Annotated in this window: 10 protein-coding genes and 2 pseudogenes; 9 read left to right on the top strand and 3 right to left on the bottom strand. The window is 65.9% G+C overall.

Features of this window, described 5'->3' with window-relative positions; all coding sequences use genetic code 11:
* Positions 1-563 precede the first annotated feature (563 nt).
* The 6 genes from FHW79_RS14025 to FHW79_RS14000 all read left to right on the top strand — a co-directional run bounded on the left by FHW79_RS14025 (position 564) and on the right by FHW79_RS14000 (position 16206).
* Positions 564-4364, top strand: coding sequence for a M20/M25/M40 family metallo-hydrolase (locus FHW79_RS14025; RefSeq protein ID WP_183179489.1), 3801 nt, complete (start codon positions 564-566; stop codon positions 4362-4364).
* A 25-nt stretch (positions 4365-4389) separates the two neighbouring features.
* Positions 4390-6579 carry a pyridoxal-dependent decarboxylase gene (locus FHW79_RS14020; RefSeq protein ID WP_211108269.1) on the top strand — a complete coding sequence of 730 codons (2190 nt, stop codon included), beginning with the start codon at positions 4390-4392 and terminating at the stop codon, positions 6577-6579.
* 1 nt (position 6580) lies between these two features.
* Positions 6581-7543, top strand: a complete 963-nt coding sequence (locus FHW79_RS14015) for a hypothetical protein (protein ID WP_183179488.1) — start codon at positions 6581-6583, stop codon at positions 7541-7543.
* Positions 7544-7681: 138 nt separating this feature from the next.
* A complete protein-coding gene (locus tag FHW79_RS33260; protein WP_183179487.1) occupies positions 7682-11602 on the top strand; it encodes a S8 family serine peptidase in 3921 nt (1306 codons plus the stop codon).
* Between the two features lie 79 nt (positions 11603-11681).
* Complete coding sequence (locus FHW79_RS14005; protein WP_183179486.1) at positions 11682-15899, top strand: phospholipase D-like domain-containing protein; 4218 nt, start codon at positions 11682-11684, stop codon at positions 15897-15899.
* 97 nt (positions 15900-15996) lie between these two features.
* Positions 15997-16206 (top strand): DUF2817 domain-containing protein, encoded by a 210-nt coding sequence (locus FHW79_RS14000; protein WP_183179485.1) that lies wholly within the window; start codon positions 15997-15999, stop codon positions 16204-16206.
* 18 nt (positions 16207-16224) lie between these two features.
* On the opposite strand, the pseudogene FHW79_RS13995 reads toward FHW79_RS14000, so the two are convergent.
* From FHW79_RS13995 to FHW79_RS13985, 3 genes and pseudogenes are all read right to left on the bottom strand, one after another.
* Positions 16225-16848, bottom strand: a pseudogene (locus FHW79_RS13995) (IS3 family transposase); the annotation flags it as partial.
* Positions 16849-16902: 54 nt separating this feature from the next.
* Positions 16903-17617, bottom strand: a pseudogene (locus FHW79_RS13990) (IS6 family transposase).
* 286 nt (positions 17618-17903) lie between these two features.
* The gene (locus FHW79_RS13985; RefSeq protein ID WP_183179484.1) at positions 17904-18818 is read right to left on the bottom strand and encodes a LysR family transcriptional regulator; all 915 of its coding nucleotides are present in this window, start codon (positions 18816-18818) and stop codon (positions 17904-17906) included.
* A 237-nt stretch (positions 18819-19055) separates the two neighbouring features.
* Between FHW79_RS13985 and FHW79_RS13980 the strand changes: the two genes are divergently transcribed.
* Genes FHW79_RS13980 through FHW79_RS13970 form a run of 3 tightly spaced genes read left to right on the top strand, consistent with a single transcriptional unit; the run spans position 19056 to position 21976 of the window.
* The gene (locus FHW79_RS13980) at positions 19056-20390 is read left to right on the top strand and encodes an acyclic terpene utilization AtuA family protein (protein WP_183179483.1); all 1335 of its coding nucleotides are present in this window, start codon (positions 19056-19058) and stop codon (positions 20388-20390) included.
* A 3-nt stretch (positions 20391-20393) separates the two neighbouring features.
* On the top strand, positions 20394-20738 hold the full coding sequence (locus tag FHW79_RS13975) for a hypothetical protein (RefSeq protein WP_183179482.1): 345 nt from the start codon (positions 20394-20396) through the stop codon (positions 20736-20738).
* Positions 20735-21976 (top strand): ABC transporter substrate-binding protein, encoded by a 1242-nt coding sequence (locus FHW79_RS13970; RefSeq protein WP_183179481.1) that lies wholly within the window; start codon positions 20735-20737, stop codon positions 21974-21976. The genes FHW79_RS13975 and FHW79_RS13970 overlap by 4 nt, the downstream gene beginning before the upstream one ends.
* Positions 21977-21995 lie beyond the last annotated feature (19 nt).

Raw genomic sequence — 21995 nt, 5'->3', positions numbered from 1 at the left:
ATAGGGGGACCTCGTCGCTGTGGTCCCTCCCGTGAATCACACCGCCCGGCTCAGCGGGAATCGCCGCATGAGTCGTACTCCGCAGGACTTGGTATTACCCGATCTCCGCCCGCCGGCAAACTTTGCAACGGAACCCTTCGTCCAATCGGCGGGCCGCTGCGAATAGGGAAGGCAATAAATGTTTGTGTCAGAGAATCGTGTACTCAAAATAGCGCGCGCAACCTATGCGACAAATCATAGGAAAAACTACGTATGGCCCCATCGGGATGACAGCAATTTTGATTATTCACAGAATAATGCGGGTGGTGGGCTGACATGATCTGCGTGACTTCATCGAGATAATAAAAATGAAAGATAATTTTCTTGACGGAAAGCATACTCGAGTATGCAATCCTGAACGGATTGGCGATCACCTCTTTAGCTTTGTTGACAGGACGCAATGTTTGTGTTGCGATTTGTTTCACAGCGAACGAAAGGCCGCCACGAGTGTCGCGGCCCATTCATTTGGCGCAAAATGGAATTGATCGCGCGTCGAAAAACGCGCGTCAATAAGGGAGGGCGCCTTGACCATAAAATCAGTCTTCTTCGACTTGGGGGACACGCTCGGCGAGGCTGTTCTTTCGCCGTCGCCAGCGCATCTTATCGGGTTCCATGCTTATCCATATGTTCCTCTGTTGCTCTCCCAACTGACCGCCCGACATCTCCGCTTGGGGATCATATCGAATACGGGGAACGATAGAGGCGTGCAAGTGAATCAGGTCCTTAATCAAGCTGGAATACTGGACCACTTTGACTCGGCGCTGTGCATCTACAGCGCGGATGTGGGCTTGCGTAAGGACAGCCCGGAAATTTTCCGCCAAGCGGCCGCAGGTGCGGGGCATGCCCCCTCGGAATGCCTTTTCGTCGGGGAGGATGCCGCTGAACGCGCACACGCCGCCGCTGCTGGGCTCCAAATCTGCCCCCATCCCTTGCTGGCCCAAGCTGTCATCGACGGAATACCGCTGCGCTACATCCGCGTGTCGGGCGGTCCGGACGCACCATTGGTTCGGCTCACCGGACGAATCGACTCAGCGGGATTGGTGCCACTCCACATCGCCGGGCGGGGCCACAGCCTGCTGTATGCAATCGCATCAGACGCCATCTTGCCAACTCTGGCCAAGGAGCCTTTGCGCGTCGATTTCCTCGGCGCAGCCGGGCTTCCGCTGCTCACCGATCTTTTTATTCTGCGTGACGCCGCCAGCCTCATGACGGGTGAGGAGGGCAGTCTGGTCCTCGCGACCGCCCCGGAAGGCCTTGTAGTGGCGCTGCCGGCGCACCGTTCGATGGCGGAGCTTCACCTCGACACCATGCGGCATGGCCATACGCTGAAACTCATGGCCGATCCCGATCTGCTGGCGCCGGCGCCCCCATCGACCTTGAGACCAGGCGTCGGCTTCGCTTCACTGGCGTTGGAGGAAAAAGCGGCCGCCGTTCTGCGCGCGCTCGACGGCACGGCAATCCGCGAGCGCGTTGACCGCTTTGCCGGCGTCACCGATCTGCGGGATGGGCGGACGCTGGTCAGTCGGCATCTCGCCCACCCCGACAATCGCCGTGCGGTGGACGAGGCGGTGGCCGAGCTGTCGACTCTAGGGCCGGACCTGATCACGGTTCGGTTGCACCGGTTCAGCCATCGGGGACGGGAACTGTTCAACGTCGAGGCAGAGATCGCAGGCCGGACGCCGGACATGGTGCTGGTTACAGCACATCTGGACTCCACCGCCGCCAACAGCTCGCCTTATGACGAGACAACCGACCGGGCCCCAGGGGCCGACGACGACGCGAGCGGCGTGGCCGCGGTCCTGGCCTTGGCCGAACAGCTGGCCCGTCTCGCCAAGGACAATCCGCCGGAGCGGTCGATCCGGTTCGTGCTGTTCAACGCTGAAGAGGAAGGGCTGGTCGGCAGTCGTGCGTACGCGCGGATGCTTCGGGCCCGTGGGGCCGCCATTGCCGGCGTCCTTCAGATGGACATGATCGGCTTCAACCGCGCCGAACCGCGGTCGTGGGAGCTTCATGTCGGATGCGCGACCACTCCCGACGTCGAAGGCCTCTCCTTTCGCCTGGCCGATTGCGTCCGCCAGATGGCCGGCCATGTGGCGCCCGCCCTGGAAGCGGCGCAGATCTACCGCACCGGAACAATAGGCGGCGACCCTGCGGACGGTCGCAGCGATCACAGCTCGTTCCACGCCTATGGCTACCCGGCGCTCGTCGCGTCCGAGGATTTCTTCGTCGGACCCGGCGACAACGCGCCCGAACCGGAAGCCAACCCGCACTACCATCAGCGCGACGACACCTTCATCGACGCCGACTACGCCGCCGACATCGCTCGGGCGATCGGGGCCGCTGCGTGGGTGCTGGCGAGCGCGCCATCCACAGCGCCCCCATCGCGCGCCTTTCATGTTGCCGCCAGGGAGGATCGCATGAGCAGCTCGCGCGAGTTCGACAGCCGCAAGACCGCCGCTCCGCCGGCCGGCACCGCCGCATCCGCGCCGCAGGCCTTGCGGGCGCGCACCAATCCGGTGACGGGCACGCCCTTCGCGGCCGCCGCACAGCCCTCCGGCGGGGAACCGGCCCTCGTCGCGAAGGCATTGTCGTTCGTTCAAAGCCAAAACTTTGGCGGTGCAACCGGGCGCGCCGAATTCGTTCCCGATCCCGCCATTCAGCGGACGAGCAGCGGCGCCACGGCCGTCAACCTGCACCAGTTTCACCGCGGCATCCCGATCTTCCAAATGACCCGCACCGTGCGGTTCGATGTGCAAGCACAGCCAGTCGACGCGCTCGGGGACAGCACGGCTGTTCCCAAGGATTTCAGCACCGTGCCGCTGCTTGCAGCGGATGCTGCGGTGCTGCTGGCGGCAAAGTTCCTGGCCGATGCGCCATCCTACGAGATCGAAAGCCAGTACGGAGACCGACACCCGGCGCCGACCATTGACATCAGCGCGTACGAGCCCCAAATCCTGACATCGTTTCCGTTGCTTCCGGCGGCCCCCACCATCATCAGCAAGGGGCCGTTCGAAAACGACATACAGGCGTTCCTGATCATCTTCGTCGAGTCCGGCGGTGTCCGGCTCGCCTGGCACGCAGTCCTTACCTTCCCGGATTACACGGACCAGTACGTGATGATCGTCGCCGCCGACAGGCCGGAGGGCGAGGTGCTGTATTCGCACAGCACCGTGCATCGCGCCAAGGCCCGGGGGGTCGTCCACGAGTTCAGCCCCGGCATTTCCGCCGAACGCAAGGAGGTGCCGTTTCCAAGGCCATTGGACGACTATCCCGTCATGCCCACCACGCCCCTGGCTCTCTTCCCGGCGGATTGGATCGATAATCCGGGCGAAACCATCGGCAACTCCACGATCGCGACGCTTGGATCCAGCACCGTCACGCTTAAGGGGACCCGTCAATCGGACGGCAGCTACCTGTTCGATCCCGCCGAGCCCTTCGGTGACGATCAGAAAATCCTGAACATCTTCTATTTCTGCTGCTACATGCACGATTTTCTTTACATTCTCGGCTTCGATGAGCCGTCGGGGAACTTCCAGAAAACCAACTTCACCCGCACCGGCCTCGGCAACGATCCGGTCCGTGCCCGCGCGCACAGCGGTCCGGTCTTCGGGACGGCCAACATGGCCACCGGGCCGGACGGCCAGCCCCCGACAATGAACATGGGCCTGGTGCAGAGTTCCAATCGGCACACCGCCTTTGACTTCGACGTGGTGGCACACGAGTACACTCATGGCCTGACCACCCGTTTGGTCGGTGGCCGCCTGAACGCGACCGCGCTCGACGCGCTTCAGAGCGGCGGAATGGGCGAGGGATGGAGCGATTATTTCGCCCTGACCATACAAAGCTATCGCCTCGGCAGAGAGAAAGTCGTGACCGGCGACTGGGTCGTGGACAATCGTAACGGAATCCGCCGGGCACCCTACGATGACGACTATCCCTTTGGATTCGGCGATCTGGCGTCGTTCCCGGAGGTCCACGACATCGGAGAGGTCTGGTGCGCGGCTCTCATGAAGATGACCAGACTCATCAGGGCGGCCCTCAACGACGACCAATCGGGTTACCGGCTGGCGTGGCAGATGGTCGTCGACGGCCTCAAGCTGACGCCGCCCAACCCAACGTTCCTCGATGCCCGCGACGCCATCCTGCGCGCCCTCGACGACATGGTGGAGGTCCACCACGTCACGGCGGAGGTCCACCGGACGGTGCGGCGGGCCGCCTGGGAGGCCTTTGCCAAGTTCGGTATGGGCGCTGCGGCACGCTCCGGGAACGCCGACATCGACGACATCGTGGCCGACAACAGCCTGCCCGCCGATCTGGTCGCCTGATTCTGGTCGTCTGATGGAGGCTTTGATGGACAGCGTCATGAAGGATCGGGCACGCCAAGGGTTCGCTGCTTTGCTTGGGCAATCGGGGGCGCCGCACCTCCGCACCGCCGGAAGCCGTGCCGTCGAAGCCTGGTTCCTGGGGCCGAAAGGAGAAAACGCCGAGCTGCTCGAAGCGCTCCTCGCTGAGGCCGTCCGCGACCAGGCTCATTGGCGGCGCAACTACCGGCCGGGCGATCCGACCCATATAACCGAGGCCATCAAGCGGTCGCCGGAATACCTGGCCGCGCTCGACGCCCTAAACGCCGGCTACCGGGAACTCCTGGCCTTTCTGAAGAAGTCGGTGCCCTTCTTCAGCATGCGCTACCAAGGGCATATGAACTGGGATCTGACGATTCCGGGTATCGTCGGCTACTTCGCCGCGATGCTGTACAACCCCAACAACGTCGCGTTCGAAGGGTCGACGGCGACGACGCTGCTCGAGTTGCTGGTCGGCGACGACCTCTGCCGCATGCTCGGCTACTCCATTCCCGAGCCGCACACCGCTGACGCCGTGCGCCCATGGGGCCATATCACCTGCGACGGTTCCGTCGCCAACATCGAGGCGATGTGGTCGGCGCGCAATCTCCGCTTCTATCCGTTGGCGTTGCGCCGGGCGTTGGCGACGTCGGACAAGCTGGCGGACGCCCGCGACGTCGACCTGCCCGTGCCGCAGGGTGGACGGGCCCGTCTTCGCGACCTCGGCCCTTGGGAACTGATGAATCTGAACCCGGACGAGGTGCTGAAACTGCCACGCCGCTTCGCCCAGGAATTCGGAATCGCGTCCCAGACCGTGTCCCAGGAAGTCGCCCCGTTCGGGCTGCAGACGTTGGGGCTGCCCAGGTTTGCCCGAGAGTTTCTGGCCGGTGTCCCCGACCCGGTGATCTTTGTTCCCGGAACGAAGCATTACTCGTTCCCCAAGGCGGGCGCTCTTCTTGGCTTGGGGGCCGGCAACCTGATCGACATCCCCGTCGACAACGACGCACGCCTCGATGTCGACATCCTCCGAGAAAGGCTCGAGGCCTGTTTGCAGGACCGGCGGCCGGTCATTGCCGTCGTTGGGGTGGTCGGCACCACGGAAGAGAGCGCGATCGATCCTCTCGACGCTATGGCGGATCTGCGTGACGCCCTGGCCGGGCGTGGTCTGGTCGTGCACCTGCACGTGGATGCCGCGTGGGGAGGCTATCATCGTTCGACGATCAACGAGCCGTTCGATATGCCGCGGCCGTCCGGTTTCAACGCTCCACCGCCGGCCGTGCCCCTGAGCCGCTACGCAGAACGGCATATGAGGGCGCTCGATCGCGCGGACTCGATCACCGTCGATCCTCACAAATCGGGCTATATCCCCTATCCGGCCGGCGCTCTGTGCTACCGCAACGGCGCCATGCGTCATCTCGTCGCTTTCAGCGCTCCCGTGGTTTTCCATGGCGAGGCCGAGCCGACGGTCGGCATCTACGGCGTCGAGGGTTCCAAGCCCGGTGCCGCCGCCGCCGCCGTCTATCTCAGCCATCGCGTGATCAGGCCGACCATCGACGGCTACGGCCGGATCATCGGCCAAGCGCTTTTCAGCTGCCGCAAGCTGTACGCCCGCTTGCTCAGCCTGGCGCGCCCGGACGATCCGTTCATCGTCGTGCCCGTTCCCCGGCTGCCGGCCGAGCGAAGCGGAGCGTCCGACGAGGTGGTGGTGGCGGAACGGAAGCGCATCCGCGAGGTGATCGACCTTCGCAGCGGGGACGAGATCCGAGCCGATCCGACTGCCCTGGACCTGCTCCGCGAGATTGGCCCGGACCAGAACATCCTGTCTTATGCCTTTAATTTCCGGCTGCCGGATGGCGCCGTGAATGGCGACCTTGCCCTGATGAACGCTCTGAATCAGGCGCTTTACAAGCGGCTGAGCATCGACCCGGGCCACGACATCCACGGATACGACCTCATCGTGAGTACCACGGACCTCGTGCGTGGGGCGTACGGCTCCGCGTTCATCGACGACATGAAGCGGCGCTTGGGTGTGGCCGGTTCGGAGGGTGACACCATCACGGTCCTGCGCTCCGTGATCATGGATCCCTGGGTGACGGAAACCGACCAGGGCTCATTCATTGATGTCCTGGAGCGTGAACTCCGCCGAGCCATCCTGGAGGCGGTGGAAACCGTCCGGCCCACCCAAACGAGAGGGCTGTGAGATGCCCGGACGCCGAATAGCCCTGTATTTTTCCTGGAACTGGCCAGCCGAGGCCGGTGCCGAACTGGGGGGCCTCGAAAACCGATACCCGACTCTGTTCGAATTCCGTCGCGCCCTCTGGCCCCATTTCGAGCATGCTGCCGATCCCAAACGTTTCGATCAAGGCATCGGCGGTTTCCTCAAAGATGTCGTGCTGGGGGATTTCGATCTCTTCCGTCGCGTGGTGAAGGAATCGACGGGGAACGAGGTGACGGTCATACACCGCACGGCGGATAAGGGTGTTGCGCGCGAACTCGACCGTGATTTCTTGGCCGGAATAGATACCCTCATCGTCGTGAGTCTTGACCATCGAAGGACGGCGCAGCGGCCAACCAGCGGCGAGGCCGAGATGCTTCGCGATTTCCTGGCGAGGGAGGAGGCGTGCCTCGTCGTCTGCCCGCACCACGATGTCGGCGCGAGCGAGGATCCGAGCACGCGGATTGCCGAGTTCACTCATCACGCGGACCGGCTGGTGCCCGCGCAACAAAGGATCGGTGGCTTCGCCTGCGGGATCCTGGAAGCGCTCGGTATCCCCGTGGTGAATTGCTACGGCTTGAGCCCCGCACGCGCGACGGACGGCTCACCGGAGCGCCTTGTCGTCCACACGGATTTGGATGTAGACGGGCTTCTCCGGGGTGTGATCACCTTCAACCTCCACCCCCACCTGCCTCATCTGGCGGTCCTGCCCACCGGCGCCTACACTGTCGATGTGCTGGCGGAGCGGGTGATCAACCCCGCAGCAACCGAGCATCCGTTCGTCTTGCAGGGACACCGAACCTTCAACGCACTGCTTCGCACACGTGCCGGCCTGGCAGGACGCGTTGTCATCGGCGATGCCACCCTGTGGAGCGCGGCTTTTCAGGGACTGGAGAGCCTGAAAGCATTCTGGCGAAACATTGCTGAATTGCCACTAGGAGAACGCTGATGTTTATTTCCCGATCTACAATGAATCGCTGCTGCGGTTGACGAAAGCGGCGACGTCAGGCCAAGCAACGGTCAAAGAACTCGTTTTTTTGGTCTGGCGAATATTGTGCTGCAGCGATGCAGACTGAGGGGATCCGTCATGGCGATGGGCGATCGGCCAAACCCGATGAGCAATCCGACCGACTCCAGTACGGATGCGCAAGCGGTCGTGCGGGACGATTCGAACCAAGGCGTTCCGTTCATTCCGGCAAGCGCCACCGGTCAGAGCGGGCTAAACGCCAACGTGGCCCCGCTATCGCCGGCGGTGGAAGACGTGGTTGTTGAGGTGGAGTTCGCCCGCGGCGTGGCGCCGGTTGGCGCCGCCCTTGCCGGCGATACAAGCGCCTTCCTGTCGGGAACCGGGGGACCATTCGCGCCAATCGAGTCGGAGTTGAGCGCTGTGCTTCGCCAATTCGGTTTGCAGGAAGCGCGGTTGGTGTCCTCGCCCGAGCAAGTGCGCACGGAACAGGCGCGCCTGGCCAGCTTGCGACAGGCTGCCGCAATGGGCGCTGCAACGGCCGAGCAGGTGAGCGCGCTCGAGAGCCTGCCCCCCCTCGACGGGTTCGTGCGCCTGCGCTTCCCGCCCGGAACGAAGGCGGCCGAGGTGACCGCCGCGCTGAAACGTCTCCCGGAAGTCGCGCGTGCGGTTGTCGTACCGCGCGCCATGCCGCCGGCGGTGAGCTTGGCGCCCCCACCGCTGAGCGATCCGCTGGTCGGAAATGACGGCGGTCCCCTCACCCAGGATCCGGCGACCGGACTCGAGTGGCAATGGTACCTGCACCGGACCCGGGCCCCGCACGCGTGGCGCTTCGCGCGCGGGGCCGGCGTTGTGGTGGCCGACATCGACTGGGGTTTCAGAACCACGCACAACGAACTGAGGGCAGGGATCGAGCGTCGTTACAACGCCGTGGATGGCGGGGCCGATGTCAGCCACGGCAATTTCGCGGCACACGGCACCGCGGTGCTTGGCATTGCCGGTGCCCGCGCGGACGGCGCTGGCATCGCGGGCTACGCCCCCGAAGCCGACCTCTGGGCCGTACAGGGCGACAGCGCCCCGACGCCGTCGGTTTTCGAGGAGTCTTGGGCCGAGGCTATCGACTGGGTGCGGCGGACCGATTCCAGTGGACGGCGCAAGGTGATCATACTCGAGGTGCAAACCGCCACTGGCGGCAACTACGAGCAGATTCCCGTGGTGCACCGGGCCGTCCGGGCCGCCATCGCCGACGGGTGCGTGGTGTGTGTCGCTGCCGGGAACGGGGATCGCCCGGCCGACAGGACCGACGCCGGCGACCCGTTCGATCCGACCGGCTCGATTCTCGTCGGAGCCACCGCCTACGCCCTCGACAGCAACAAGCGGGCATTTTTCAGCAATTATGGAAGGCGTGTGGTCGTCTCGGCGCCGGGCGATCCAGCGCACGACCTGACCTGCGGACAGGCAGCCGACAACGCTTACCGAAACGGCTTCGGCGGCACCTCCGGCGCCACCCCGAAGGTCGCGGGCACGATCGCGCTCATGCTGTCGGTCAACCCTGGCCTCTCCCACGCTGACGTGCGCGACATCCTGGCCGGCACGGGCATGCCGCTCCTCGAGGATCCCGGCAAGCCGGTCGGCGTCTTCCTGAACACGGAAGCCGCGGTCGCCGAAGCGTTGAGGAGGCGGGGCGAGATCACTCCTTCGCCGGTGCCGCACACACCCGGCGCGGAAGCTTCTCCCGAACCGGGCGGCTCGAGGGCCACGCATGGCGTGCGCCGACGCCAGCGCCAATTGGTGCTGCCGGACGATCCGCGCGGCCCCCTCGTCTGGCCGTCGGCAGCCCCTGAGGCCACGGCCGCCGATGCGTCTGCCGCTCCGGAGGACGAACTGCCCCCCGCCGGCGACCAGACGCTGCGGCGGTTCCGGGAAAGCGTCGAGGGCACACTGACGCAGCAGGACCGCATTCTCATCGTCGAGCAGGCGATCAAGATGCTCGACAACTTTTACGTCCACCGCCCCCTCAAAGAGGCCATTCACGCCGTCCGCCCCATCCAGCGCCTGCGGGTGCTGCAGCGGCGCCTTCAACAGCAATTGCAACAGCAGGCCGACATCCCGGCCGGGCAGCGGGACGAGCTGGCCTTCCACAACACACTGACTCAAATCTTCAATTCGGTCCGCGACCTCCACACCAATTATCTACTGCCGCGCCCCTACCGCGACTACATCGCCTACCTGCCCTTCGAGGTCGCGCCTTTCTACGAGGCGAACTGCCGGCGTTATCTGGTAACACGCGTGACGCCCGGCTACCGGTTCGCCGCTGCGGCTTTCGGACCCGGCGTCGAGCTCCTCAACTGGAATGGCATGGCAATCGAGCGCGCGGTGCTTGCCAACGCCGATCAGACCGCGGGGAGCAACGAGGCGGCGCGTCACGCGCGCGGCGTCAGCTCGCTCACCATCCGCCCAATGAACACTGCGCTGCCGCCGGACGCCGACTTCGTTGATCTGGAATTCGTCCCGCCCGGGACGGTCGCGGACGACCCCGCCGCCCGGGTCTCGATGCGCCAATCCTGGTTCGTGCGCTACGCCCCAGCAACGGTCGCGCAGGTCCAGGCCACCGTGGCGGCAGGAACGCCACCGAGCCGGGCGGCCACACCACCCGTCCATGCGCGCCACGCGCAGTCGTCGCTCGACCTCAGCCGCGAAAGCATCGCCCGATCGGCCGACCTGATCTTCGAACCGCCGAAGGCCGCTGCGCCAAGCCCAGCAAGCACCCCGCAGCCCCGCGCCAATCTCGCTTTGGCGGGGGCGCTGGGCCTTGATGTCACGGCCGACGCCGTGCGGGAGGCACGCCAGCTTCTCTTCGAGCCCGACATCTTGCGCGTGCTGCAGGACGCCGCCGACGGGCAGGAGATATGTGGCACCCGCAGCAGCGCCTCCCCCGAATCGGCCGGAGAGACGGCCGGCGCGGACGAGATTAAGGTGCGCGTGCCATGGAACGCGGCCTTTCGCGCCCGCTCCCTCACGGTCAAGGGGCACAGGTTCGGCCACATCTGCATCCGCACCTTTTACGTCGACAACCCGGACGGATTCATTGACGAGTTCATCCGCCTGCTCGGCCAAATTCCGGAGACGGGGCTCATCCTTGACGTGCGCGGAAATGGGGGTGGCCACATCTGGGCGGCGGAGCGGCTGCTGCAAACCTTGTCTCCGGTCGAGATCGAACCGGAGCGGATGCTGTTTGTGGTGACCCCTGGAACGGTGGATCTCTGCCACAACAATCCCGCGACATCACAAATCCCGCTGCACCTCTGGCAATCTTCGCTCGACGAAGCGGTGGAGACTGGCTCGGTCTATTCGCACGCCTTTCCCGTCACGGATCCCGCGAGCTGCAACGCGATCGGGCAATGCTACTACGGCCCGGTCGTGCTCATCGTCGACGGCAACTGCTACTCCGCAACCGACATTTTCTCCGCCGGGTTCCAGGATCACAGGATCGGCCCGATCCTTGGCGTGTCCGACAACACCGGCGCGGGTGGTGCCAACGTCTGGGAGCACTGGCTGCTCACCGCGGTGCTGCCGTTCGGCTGGGGGTTGAAACCGCTCCCCAACCAAGCCGGAATGCGCGTGGCCGTGCGCCAGTGTCTCCGGGTCAAACAGCGCGCCGGGGCATTGCTGGAGGATTTCGGAGTCGTTCCCGACCACATCCACAAAGTCACGCGCGCGGATGTGATGCACGGCGACCCCGACCTGCTGGCGGACGCTGCCGACCTGTTGCTGACGCTCAAACCGCGTGGCATCAAGCTCACGGTAGGCGCTTCCGACCCGGGGAATCCGGCGAACAAGTGCGTCGCGATCACCACCCGGGGGCTCGATCGGCTGGACTTCTTCATTGATGACCGCCCGCTGGCCTCGGTCGATCTGACCACCGATACGGCGGGAGTCGCCACGCTGCAGCCGAGCGTGCGCATTGGGGCGCGGTTGAAGCTCGTCGGCTTTGAACGAGAGAATCCCGAACAGGTCGCCTTGTACAAGGGGACCGTGTCATGACGGCCGGTCGGTGGTCGGCCGTCTCCCCCGGATGGGCGTGGCTGGTGGCCCGCCAATCGGTGCGACCGGGTGCCGCGCCATGACCCTTCATCGCGAGCAGCAGCGCTTCCCGACGCGCAATTATCCCTACGGGGGCTGCGACGCCCTCAGCGACGCGGCCCCCGATGCGACGGCGCTGCCACAGCCGAACGTTCTCTACCGGCGCATCGGGGGCCTCGACATGAAGCCGCGGCCAATCACAACCGACGAGCTGCCGGACCTCGACGATCCGTTTGGCCGGCTGCTGCGCTCGGGGCAGCCCTTCCCGCTGAGCTTGCGCGCGGTCCTCGCTGCGGTCGATGCGCTCGACGGCACCGCGTCGGCACTGCCCGACCAGCTGGTTTTCCTGGTGGCCGACGGCGGCCACATTCCGTGGTCTCCCGAAACCGACCGGCTGCAGCGGTCCTTCCGGTTTGCCGTCGCGCGCGGCAACGGCGACTTTCCGCTGTTGATCTCCTCGAGCACGGTGGTGAACTCGGCCGCCGATCCGGCTTTCCTGCAGGTCATCGGCTGGGACGCCACCCACGAGGTTTTCCACTACTACGAGCGCCTGCGCGGCACCTTTTTCTGGGCGGGAGCGTCGCCGCACGCCCTGGCGCCCCCGACGCGGGGGCACGGCCCGTTCGACAGCCATGTGAACGGCTCGCTGGTGATGAAGGAGCTGCGCTCGCCCTGGCAGCACTGGCACGCGCCGCAGGCGGGCATCAACAACGATGCGCTGGCCCCGGACGATCCTCTTCGCGACGATCCGCTGTTCACAGCGCGCGTGACCGCCGAGCGGCTCGAAACCGAGGTGGTGAAGCCGGGCATCCGGCGCTGGAACGCCGCTCGCGTGCGCAAAGCGGTCGGCCCCGATGGCGTCTGGCGGCAGGTGGGCGACTTCCTGCGCCAGGCGGTCTCCGACACCACGGTCAATCTCACGACTTCGGAGACGGCCAGCCACCTTTTGAACGACGCCTCCATCCTGCGGCCGCCGCTGTCGTTCTTCATCAACCGGGACACGCTGTTCGACACACTCGGGCTAGTGCCGGGCGACCCCGCCGTCGCCGACATCGCGATTCCGGGCGCGCTCTACCTCCAGTGCCTAACTCGTTACGGCGTCCATCGGTCGGACGGCGCCATCAGAATCGACGGCGACACGCACTTCGCCTTTCTCACGCCGGAGCCGGCGTTCGAGGATACACAGCTCGTCGATGAGATGGTGCAGGCGGGTCTGCTCGGCCCGCGCTTCGTCGCGTGTCTCGCCATGGTGGACTTCCCAAACCCGGTGTTCTCGCCGCGCCGCGCCGCGCTTTTGCGCTATATTCCGGACGCGGTCGGCGGTTCCGACCCGGCGCGGCAGCTCGAGACGCAGGTCGTCGCGGCGCTGGAGACGGCCGTCGCCACCGGCTCCGACGGCGCCGGACAGCCCGGCAGTCCCGAGCGCGAATTCCTGGCGAATTGGACCACAGAACATCACGAAGCCGCGTTCATCGCCCGAATCACCGCGTACTTCCAGGCGCTCCGCGCCGGCATGGTCGATGCGACCGTGGTCGACGGCTGGTTCCGCTTGGCCGAGCATCGCCGGCGCCGCTTCCGGTGTCGGCCGCTGGCCGAATTCACGCTGACGACACCGCGCACGAACATTCCCGCGGACGCACCCGCCTTGCGGATGACCGAAACCGGGCGCGTCGAGACGATCACAACGGTCCCATGCGCCTTGCAGGATCAACCATTGAGTGAGAGGAGGCCGCCCGTGCAGCGCTTCGACCCTCCAGGCTTTCTGAACGACTTCCGTGACGATGAGAAGGACCAGTGGAGCCAGCTCATCTCGGGGTGGCTGGACGAGGCGCGTGCCGGTGTGCCGGAGGAAAACGACGGACCGCGTCCCCAGTTCTTCAACGCGTTGACCAACCCGCCCGCCGCCGATGCACGGGTGGCCACCATCTCCTGGAACGCCTTTCCGCGCCAGGTGAAAAGCCGGGCTTTGAGCGACAAACAGCGATGGCGGGTGGCCGACGGTGACCGCAACCTCCAGGACGAATACTGTGAGTGGTCCGTCAGCCACGATCCGGCGAGCGGCAAGATCCTCCACGTCTCCTTCACCTGCGAAGGGCCGGAGTACTGGGAGGTGCTTGCCACGCTCAACCCGGACAAGGTGGTGGACCTGTACCGAGAATTTGTCTCCCCCCGGGTCAAACGGGAGGATCTGTTCCTCGGGGGGCGCTACAACCGCCAGAACCGCTTCAACCGCACCACCACGGACGGTGCCATGCACCTGATCCAGCGGGCGAATTCGCTGCGGGCGGAAATTGAGCTTGGCGCCGCCGCCACGATCCGCCGGATCAAGAGTGGCGTGGAACTGTCCGGCGCGCAGGAATTGATCCTCTGCTCGGCTTACGGGGAACCGGGCCGCAACAGCGATCCGTACATCGGCGAGCAGGTCAACGCGCTCGCCCGGCAGAGAGCGGAGATCACCCTCAACAACCCCGTTGGCCTCTATTTCGAAGGCTTCAACCCGGTCGGCTGGCGGACGCCCGACGGTGCCGATCCGCGCGAGTTCTGGCGCTACGTGCGGGGCAGCGACGAACATTTCGTGCGCGCGGTGTTCGAAGTGCCGCCGGACCGGGGCTACACCGTGAGCGACATAACGATCGCCGGCCGCCCCATTGAGTTCGGCGCACAGATCGTGGATTTCGTCACCATCAAGCTTGAAGGCCTCGCGACTCGTTTCGGCCAAGCCACCACCGCTCCGCTGTCGGGTTGCCGCGTGCGCGCGCCGGCCCCCGTTGTGGCCGCGGCGGCAGCGCCGTCCCCGTTGGCAGCGCAGCCGCCGTGCAGCCGCGCGCCATTGCCCGCCACGCCCATGGCCGCGGCCACCCCGGCGGCCGGCGGTGCGGGGGCCGCCGAGCGGACGCTCGCGGACCTGCCGGAGGCGCTCCGGCGTAGGCTCGACATCGAATTGACCGAGGGGGCCGCGCCGCCGTTCCTCGTTCCCTACCCGAAGCTGCCACCAGAGCAGCTTCGGACGCGCTACGTCTCCGGCCGGATCATGGCCTACGCATCGCCGGACTCGACCTACGCCGTCACGAGCAGGCTTATCGACAGCGCCCGGCAGTCGATCGTGATCGGCCTCTACGACTTCAGCGCCGGCTACATGAAGGAGCTTCTGAAACGGGCGTTGCGGCGCGGCGTCAGCGTGTCGCTGATGCTCGACACCAACGACGCAGACGACCCGAACCTGTTCGCCGAGCTCGGCAGACTTGGCGCGCGTTGCGTCAGGGCGCCCTCGAGTTCGGCCGGCCACCCGAACGCTTACTTTGGCAACGCTCATGAAAAGATCATCGTCGTTGACGGCGAGATCGTCATGATCCAGAGCGGCAATTGGTCGGAAAACAGCATCCCGTTCAACGAGGGCGACGGCGTTGTCGTTGGGCGGTTCGAGACCGGCAACCGCGACATGGGCGTTGCTGTGCATTCGCGGGAACTCGCCGACTTCTTTGCGGCGCTCGTCGCGCGGGACATGCGGCTGTCGGAAGGCCTGCCGCCGGAGAGCGCGGCGGCGGAAAGCGCCCCGGCGGCCGTTCTTGCTGCCCCGGGATCGGCGGCATCGCTGTTTTTCGAAGCGGCGCCGTCCAACCCCCCGACCAAGCTCTTTCCGAGCCTGACCGTCACGCCGGGGGAGCCGGTGGCAATCACTCCGGTCGTGACCCCGGAGAACTTCGAGGAGACGCTCGAGGCCTTTCTCGGCTCCGCCGTCCGCAGCATCCGCATCGAGCAGCAATACATTCGAGGCGGACAATCCACGGTGGACGCCATGCTGCGGACCATTCAGAAGGTCCGGAACGACCATCCGGAGCTTTCCGTCCAGATCATCGTTTCTCCCAAATATCTTTACGGTGAGAAGAGGCAGAAATTCCTCGATTCCATGGCGGAGTTTAAGCTGGATTTCGACGACAACTTCCGCTTTTTGTCGGCCCGGCATTTCGTGCATTGCCACAACAAGCTGATCGTCGTCGACGAGAGGAGGGTTCTGATCGGCTCGCAGAACTGGTCGACCACCGGCATTCAGTCGAACCGCGAGGCCAGCCTTCTCGTCGAACACGCGGGCATTGCTGGCTACTTTGCGAACATCTTTGACGAGGATTGGGCTCTGAGCGAACCGGAGGCCACATTCTCGCTTGATCCGCTGCGGCGGAGCGTCCCCGAGGTGACTGTGGCCGACTTCACGAAGGGCCGAGCCGTGGTTTCAAGCGCGCGGGACTATGCCGAGGTGTGAGGCCGCGGTTGCGTTTAAGCCGCTGCGATCTCCGCTCCGGGGATGTCCGTGCGGATGATCGTCAGAGCCAGAATGTTCGGACACAAGGAGGCGGGGAATGGATGCTTCTGAAAGTTTTGCGGCCAGTTACGAGGAAGCGCGAACCAAGTTCCTGGAAGCGGCGGCGGCGGTCAAAGCCGACATCGAACATGTGAACAATCGGCATCGCGGACCGAGTGGTGAGGCTCTTGCGACGGACGTTGCTTGGCTCGGTCCCCGCGACGCTGAGCTGGTCCCCGTTTCCCGGACAGAATTGCGGCTGGGATAAGCTTGGTTCAGGTTTTTGTCATGCCGCCAATCTGATCCGGTCCGGTGTGCCCTCGTAGGCCTCATCCGGTGTTTTGCCGCCGAGCGCGGAGTGCGGTCGGTCGGCGTTGTAGTAGTCGATCCACCGGCCGATTCCGGCCCTGGCCTCGCTGCCTGTCTCGAAGGCGTGGAGGTAGACGCACTCGTATTTCATCGATCGCCACAGCCGCTCGATGAACACGTTGTCCATCCACCGGCCGCGCCCGTCCATCGACACCCGAATGCCGGCTGCGGTCAAGAGGCCGGTGAAGCGCGGGCTGGTGAACTGGCTGCCCTAATCGGTGTTGAAGATGTCCGGCCGGCCGTAGCGCGCCATCGCCTCCTCCACGGCCTCGATGCAGAACTCGACGTCCATGGTGTTCGATAGCCGCCACGCCAGCACCCGGCGCGAGGCCCAGTCCATCACCGCTACCAGGTACAGGAAGCCGCGACGCATGGGAATGTACGTGATATCGGTGCACCACACCTGGTTGGGCCGGTCGATGGACAGGTCGCGCAGCAGTTACGGCCAGATCTTGTGCTCCGGATGCGGCACGCTCGTCTTCGGGCGCTGGTAGACCGCCTGCAGCCCCATCCGCAGCATCAGGCGGCGGACCCGCTTGCGGTGGTTCTGTTGCAAAGTCTGGCCTGGGATGATCGCGCCTCCGGTTCAGCAACTTCAGGCGGCAACACCGAACAGGCTGGCGATGAAGGTCGCCTGGGCGGGCATGTCGTTGGCGGGAATGGCGGCGACCTGCCCCTTGCGCACCATCGCCAGGATCTCGTAGCCGGCGATCGTCCGGCGCGCGGTGTGGAAGCCCTTGAACCCGAGCCCCGGCCGGACCAGCCGCTTGATCCGTCGGTAATCCTGTTCAACGATGTTGTTCAGGTACTTGACTTGGCGCAGCTTGGTGAACTGCCAGAGCTCGCCGCTCTTCTTCATCGCCTTGGTCGCGCTCGGATAGGCGGCGTTCTTGTCCACGGTCACGGTGCGCGGGTTCACCGTGTGCGCCTGCTTCAGCGCCTTGCGGAAGAAGCGCCGGGCGGTGGCGGCATCGCGCTTGGCGCTGAGCAGGAAGTCGATGGTCTGCCCGCGCGCATCGACGGCGCGGTACAGGTACATCCACCGGCCCTTCACCTTCACGTACGTCTCGTCCACCCGCCAGGAGCCGGCCGTCGTGCGCAGGTGCGGCCGGAGGCGCTTGTCCAGCTCCGGCGCATAGGCCTGGATCCAGCGGTAGAGGGTGGTGTGATCGACCGTTACGCCGCGGTCGGCCAGCATCCGTTCCAGATCCCGGTAGCTGATCGGAAATTGCAGGTACCAGCGCACCGCCCATAAAGATCACCGCCGCCGTGAACTGCCGGCCCTTGAACGGGCTCTTCCCGCTGCGCATCACCGTCTCACCCCAGCCGCCGAAAGCAGCCGGGTTTTACCCGATCTCCGCCCGCCGGCAAACTTTGCAACGGAACCGTTTTTCGAGGCGTCCGATATGCTCGGCTGGTTGGTCCATGAGTGTGGAATCGAGCCATACATCCCGGTCTTCGACAAATCCGAACGCCACGACTGGTCCTGCGAGCGGGCCGAGGCGCCGCGCCGGCTCCGGACCGACGGAACCCATGAGGGAGTAAGGATTCCTGCTTCCTATGCAGGAAAACCATCGCTTCAGGGGTAAGCTCCGTTCACCCCACCCGGTGAAACATCCGGCAATCGTTGAGAACACAGCAGAGGTGATCGAGGAACGCTCCGGCCAGCGGCGGCAGCGACCGCCCCGTCTTGCGGATGACCCTGACGGGACGGGAAAACCCGAACATGTCAATGGGACGCGAGCGCAATGCCGGTTCCGCGGCGATCTCGCGCGCGGAGCCCGGCAGGATCGTCAATCCCAGCCCCGCCCGCACCATCGCGATGGCTGTCATCATGTAGGTCGCCTCGCAAACCGGCTTGGCGATCCGTCCAGCGGACAGGAACGCCTCGTCGACGATCTCCCGGACGCTGGTCGCCGGGTCCATCAGCACCAGCGGCACTTCGGCCAGCGTCTCGATGGTCACCCGCGGAAGATCGCCGACGGCATGGCCCTTCGGGAAGACGATGTGCATCCGGTCGCGCACCTCCAGCACCGTGTCGATGTCCTGTCCCTTCGCCTCGCCCCCTGTGATCCCCAGGTCCACCTCCTCTGACCGGACGAGCCCGAGCACGCGGCTGGCGATGACGTCCTTCAAAACGAAGGTCACGCCGGGATGACGTTCACGGAAGGACTGGATGGCGTCGGGCAGCACGCCCGCCGCTATGGTCGGCAGCGCCGCCACGCGCACCACCCCGCGCCGCATGGCGGCGATCTCATGCGTGTCGACCACCACGGCGTCCAGGTCGTGGACCATGCGCTGGAAGACCGGCAGCAGTTCGCTGCCGATGCGGGTCAGCTCGACGGAGCGGGTGTTGCGGTCGAACAGCTTGACCGCCAGGGCTTCCTCCAGCCGCCGGATCTGCACCGTCAGGGTCGGCTGGGCGACGTGCAGCGACTCCGCCGCCCGCGTGAAACTGCGGGTCTGCGCGGCGGCGAGGAAGGCGCGTATCTGGCGGAGGCTGAGATCCATAGCTCAACTCTATTACTGGGATTGAATCAATTCAATTGTTTGCACGAACAATCTCGGCAAGGATGATCTGCATACAGCGGAATTCATCCCCGCCGGTGCGACGCGCCGGAGCGGCTGAACCGGAACGAACAAGAATGCAGGGGGGAGACCATGCCAGCCTCGATCACCGGCGGCACCCGAGCCGCCATGGGCGCCGCCGCGTCCCACGCCGTCCCTTCGCCGCGCTGAGGACCGTCGATGCACCGCATCAGGATCGGTTCCGGCGCCGGCTATTCCGGCGACCGCATCGAACCGGCAATCGATCTCGCGGAACGGGGCGGCCTTGACTACCTCGTCTTCGAATGCCTTGCCGAGCGGACGATCGCCCTGGCCCAGCAGGCGCGGCAACGCGACCCCGCCGGGGGCTACGACCCGCTGCTGACGGTCCGCATGACCGCCGTGCTCGGCGCCTGCCGGCGCAACGGGGTGCGGCTGATCACCAACATGGGAGCGGCCAACCCGCTCGGCGCCGCCGAGGCGACGCGGGCCGTCGCCCGCTCCCTTGGGCTGGACGGGCTGCGGATCGCCGCCGTGACCGGGGACGACGTGCTGGCGGCCGCGCGGGAACTCGACGTCGCTCTGGAGGACGGCGGCACCCTGCGCGGTCTCGGCGACCGCGTGATTTCGGCCAACGCCTACATCGGAGCCGGCCCCATCGTCGAGGCGCTGGCCGCCCACGCCGACGTGGTCATCACCGGACGGGCCGCCGACCCGGCCTTGTTCCTCGCTCCGATGGTCCATGAATTCGGCTGGCGGATGGACGATTGGGACGCGCTGGGGCGCGGCACCATGGCCGGCCATCTGCTGGAATGCGCCGGGCAGGTGACCGGCGGCTATTTCGCGGACCCCGGCGTCAAGGACGTGCCGGAACTGGCCCGGCTGGGCTTTCCCATCGGCGAAATCCTCGCCGACGGCACGCTCCTCCTGACCAAGCTGCCGGAGACGGGAGGCTGCGTCACGCCGGCGACGGTGAAGGAGCAACTGCTCTACGAGATCCACGACCCTGCCCGCTACTACCAGCCGGACGTGGTCGCCGACTTCTCCGCCGCCCGCGTCGAGGGCGACGGGCCGGACCGGGTGCGCGTCCATGGCGGGCGCGGCGCCGCGCGGACCGGGCTTCTGAAGCTGTCCATCGGCTACATCGACAGCTGCATCGGCGAGGGGCAGATCTCCTACGCCGGACCGGGAGCGGTCGAGCGCGGGCGGCTCGCGCTGGAGATCGTCCGCGACCGGCTGGCCCTGACCGGCGTGCGGGCCGAGGAGCTGCGGTTCGACCTGATCGGCCTCGACGCGCTGCACGGCGACCGGCGGTCACGCGGCCACACGCCCTACGAGGTCCGCCTGCGGGTGGCCGGGCGGACGGCCACGCTGGAGGAGGCGGCCCGGATCGGAAACGAGGTCGAAACGCTCTACACCAACGGTCCGGCTGGCGGCGGCGGCGCCTGGAAGTCGGCGCGCGAGATCGTCGCCGTCGCGTCTGCCCTGCTGCCGGAAAGCGCCGTGCGCACCACGGTCACCCTGCTGGAGGCGTAAGCCATGAAACTCCGGGACATCGCGCACGCCCGCTCCGGCGACAAGGGCAACATCTCCAATATCTCGGTCATCGCGTTGGACGAGACCGACTACCCGTTCCTGGCGGAGCATCTGACGGCCCAGAGCGTCGCCACGCATTTCCAGGGAATCGTGACCGGAACGGTGACCCGCTACGAGCTGCCGACCCTGGGGGCGCTCAACTTCGTGCTGACCGGGGCGCTCGGCGGCGGGGTCACCCGCTCGCTCGCCCTGGACGCCCACGGCAAGGCGCTGAGTTCCGCCCTGCTCGACCTCGAACTGCCGAACCGCAACCGGCAGAACAACCAACATGGAGGGGAACGCCCATGAAAAATACAACGTCCACCGGCACGGCGTCCAACAACACGGCGCCCGCGCGCCCGCGCCTGACGGCGCTCCTGGGAGCCGCCGCCGCCGTCCTGATGACCGCATCGCTTCAGGCCCAGGCCGCCGACCCGATCAAGATCGCCTACAACGGCGACATCTCCGGTTCGCCGTCGGCGGAATCGGGGCAGATCGGCGTGCTCGGCATCGGCGCCGCCGTGGAGGACATCAACAAGCGCGGCGGCGTGTTGGGCCGTCCCCTGGAGTTCCTGGTCCGCGACGACCTGGGCCAGCCGCCCAAGGCGATCCAGAACATGACCGACCTGATCGACCGCGAGAAGGTCTCGGTCGTCTTCGGCCCGACCAATTCGGGCAACGCCCTGGCCTGGAAGCACATCGCCAACCAGAAGCGCATGCCGGTGCTGGTCTCCAGCGCGTCGAGCACGGCCATCACCGAAGGGCCGTCCAGCGGCAACTACCTGTTCCGCGTCTCCATGGTGGACCGCGAGCAGGCCTCCGCCCTGCTGGCCTACGTGAAGAAGAACCCCGAGGCGAAGGCGGTCGGCTTCTTCGTGGAGACGACCGGCTACGGACAGGCGGGGCTGAAGGATCTGGAGCAGATCGCGGCGCTGCACGACATGAAGCCGGTGTCCATCGAGAAGTTCGACGCCCGCGACACCGATATGACCTCGCAACTGTCCAAGGCCAAGGCGGCGGGAGCGGACACGCTGGTGGTCTGGGCGCAGGCGGCCCCGCTCGGGCATCTCGTGCGCAGCATGGAGAAACTGGACTACTTCCCGAAGGTCTTCACCACCTGGGCGGCGTCCTTCAGCGGCTTCCCCGAGGTCGCGGGGCCGAAGCTGATGGAATGGCCGGTCTTCCTGACCACCTCCAGCGAGCGCAAGTCGGCGGAAGCGGAATCGCTGTTCGCACGGATCGGGCCGAAGCTGGCCAACCCGTCGATGTTCTGGGCGGCCTCGCAGGCCTATGACACCGTCCTGCTGTGGGCCGCGGCGGCCGAGCAGGCCGGCGACACCAAGGGCGAGGCGGTGCGCGCCGCGCTGGAATCCCTGAACAAGCCGGTCGCCGGCATGGTCAAGACCTACGACAAGCCCTTCTCCGCCACCCAGCACGAGGGGCTGACGGCCGCGGACTACCACTGGTCGCGCTGGAAGGACGGCAAGGTCGTCGATTTCAACGACCCGGTGCTGGCCGGGCTGCAACCGGCGGACTTCAAGAAGTGACGCGGCCCGCGAACCGTCA

Origin of the sequence: Azospirillum sp. OGB3, assembly GCF_014192915.1 — a bacterium.
In the GTDB taxonomy this organism is placed as follows: Bacteria; Pseudomonadota; Alphaproteobacteria; order Azospirillales; family Azospirillaceae; genus Azospirillum.
Note: the sequence above shows the minus strand (reverse complement) of the source record. Positions and strands in the feature narration are given on the sequence as shown.

What these genes read in the sequence shown, in the direction of transcription:
- FHW79_RS13975 (WP_183179482.1), top strand. Translation starts at nt 20,394, where the DNA reads ATGAAACTCCGGGACATCGCGCACGCCCGCTCCGGCGACAAGGGCAAC.
- FHW79_RS14020 (WP_211108269.1), top strand. Translation starts at nt 4,390, where the DNA reads ATGGACAGCGTCATGAAGGATCGGGCACGCCAAGGGTTCGCTGCTTTG.
- FHW79_RS14015 (WP_183179488.1), top strand. Translation starts at nt 6,581, where the DNA reads ATGCCCGGACGCCGAATAGCCCTGTATTTTTCCTGGAACTGGCCAGCC.
- FHW79_RS13985 (WP_183179484.1), bottom strand. Translation starts at nt 18,818, where the DNA reads ATGGATCTCAGCCTCCGCCAGATACGCGCCTTCCTCGCCGCCGCGCAG.
- FHW79_RS13980 (WP_183179483.1), top strand. Translation starts at nt 19,056, where the DNA reads ATGCACCGCATCAGGATCGGTTCCGGCGCCGGCTATTCCGGCGACCGC.
- FHW79_RS33260 (WP_183179487.1), top strand. Translation starts at nt 7,682, where the DNA reads ATGGCGATGGGCGATCGGCCAAACCCGATGAGCAATCCGACCGACTCC.
- FHW79_RS14000 (WP_183179485.1), top strand. Translation starts at nt 15,997, where the DNA reads ATGGATGCTTCTGAAAGTTTTGCGGCCAGTTACGAGGAAGCGCGAACC.
- FHW79_RS14005 (WP_183179486.1), top strand. Translation starts at nt 11,682, where the DNA reads ATGACCCTTCATCGCGAGCAGCAGCGCTTCCCGACGCGCAATTATCCC.
- FHW79_RS13970 (WP_183179481.1), top strand. Translation starts at nt 20,735, where the DNA reads ATGAAAAATACAACGTCCACCGGCACGGCGTCCAACAACACGGCGCCC.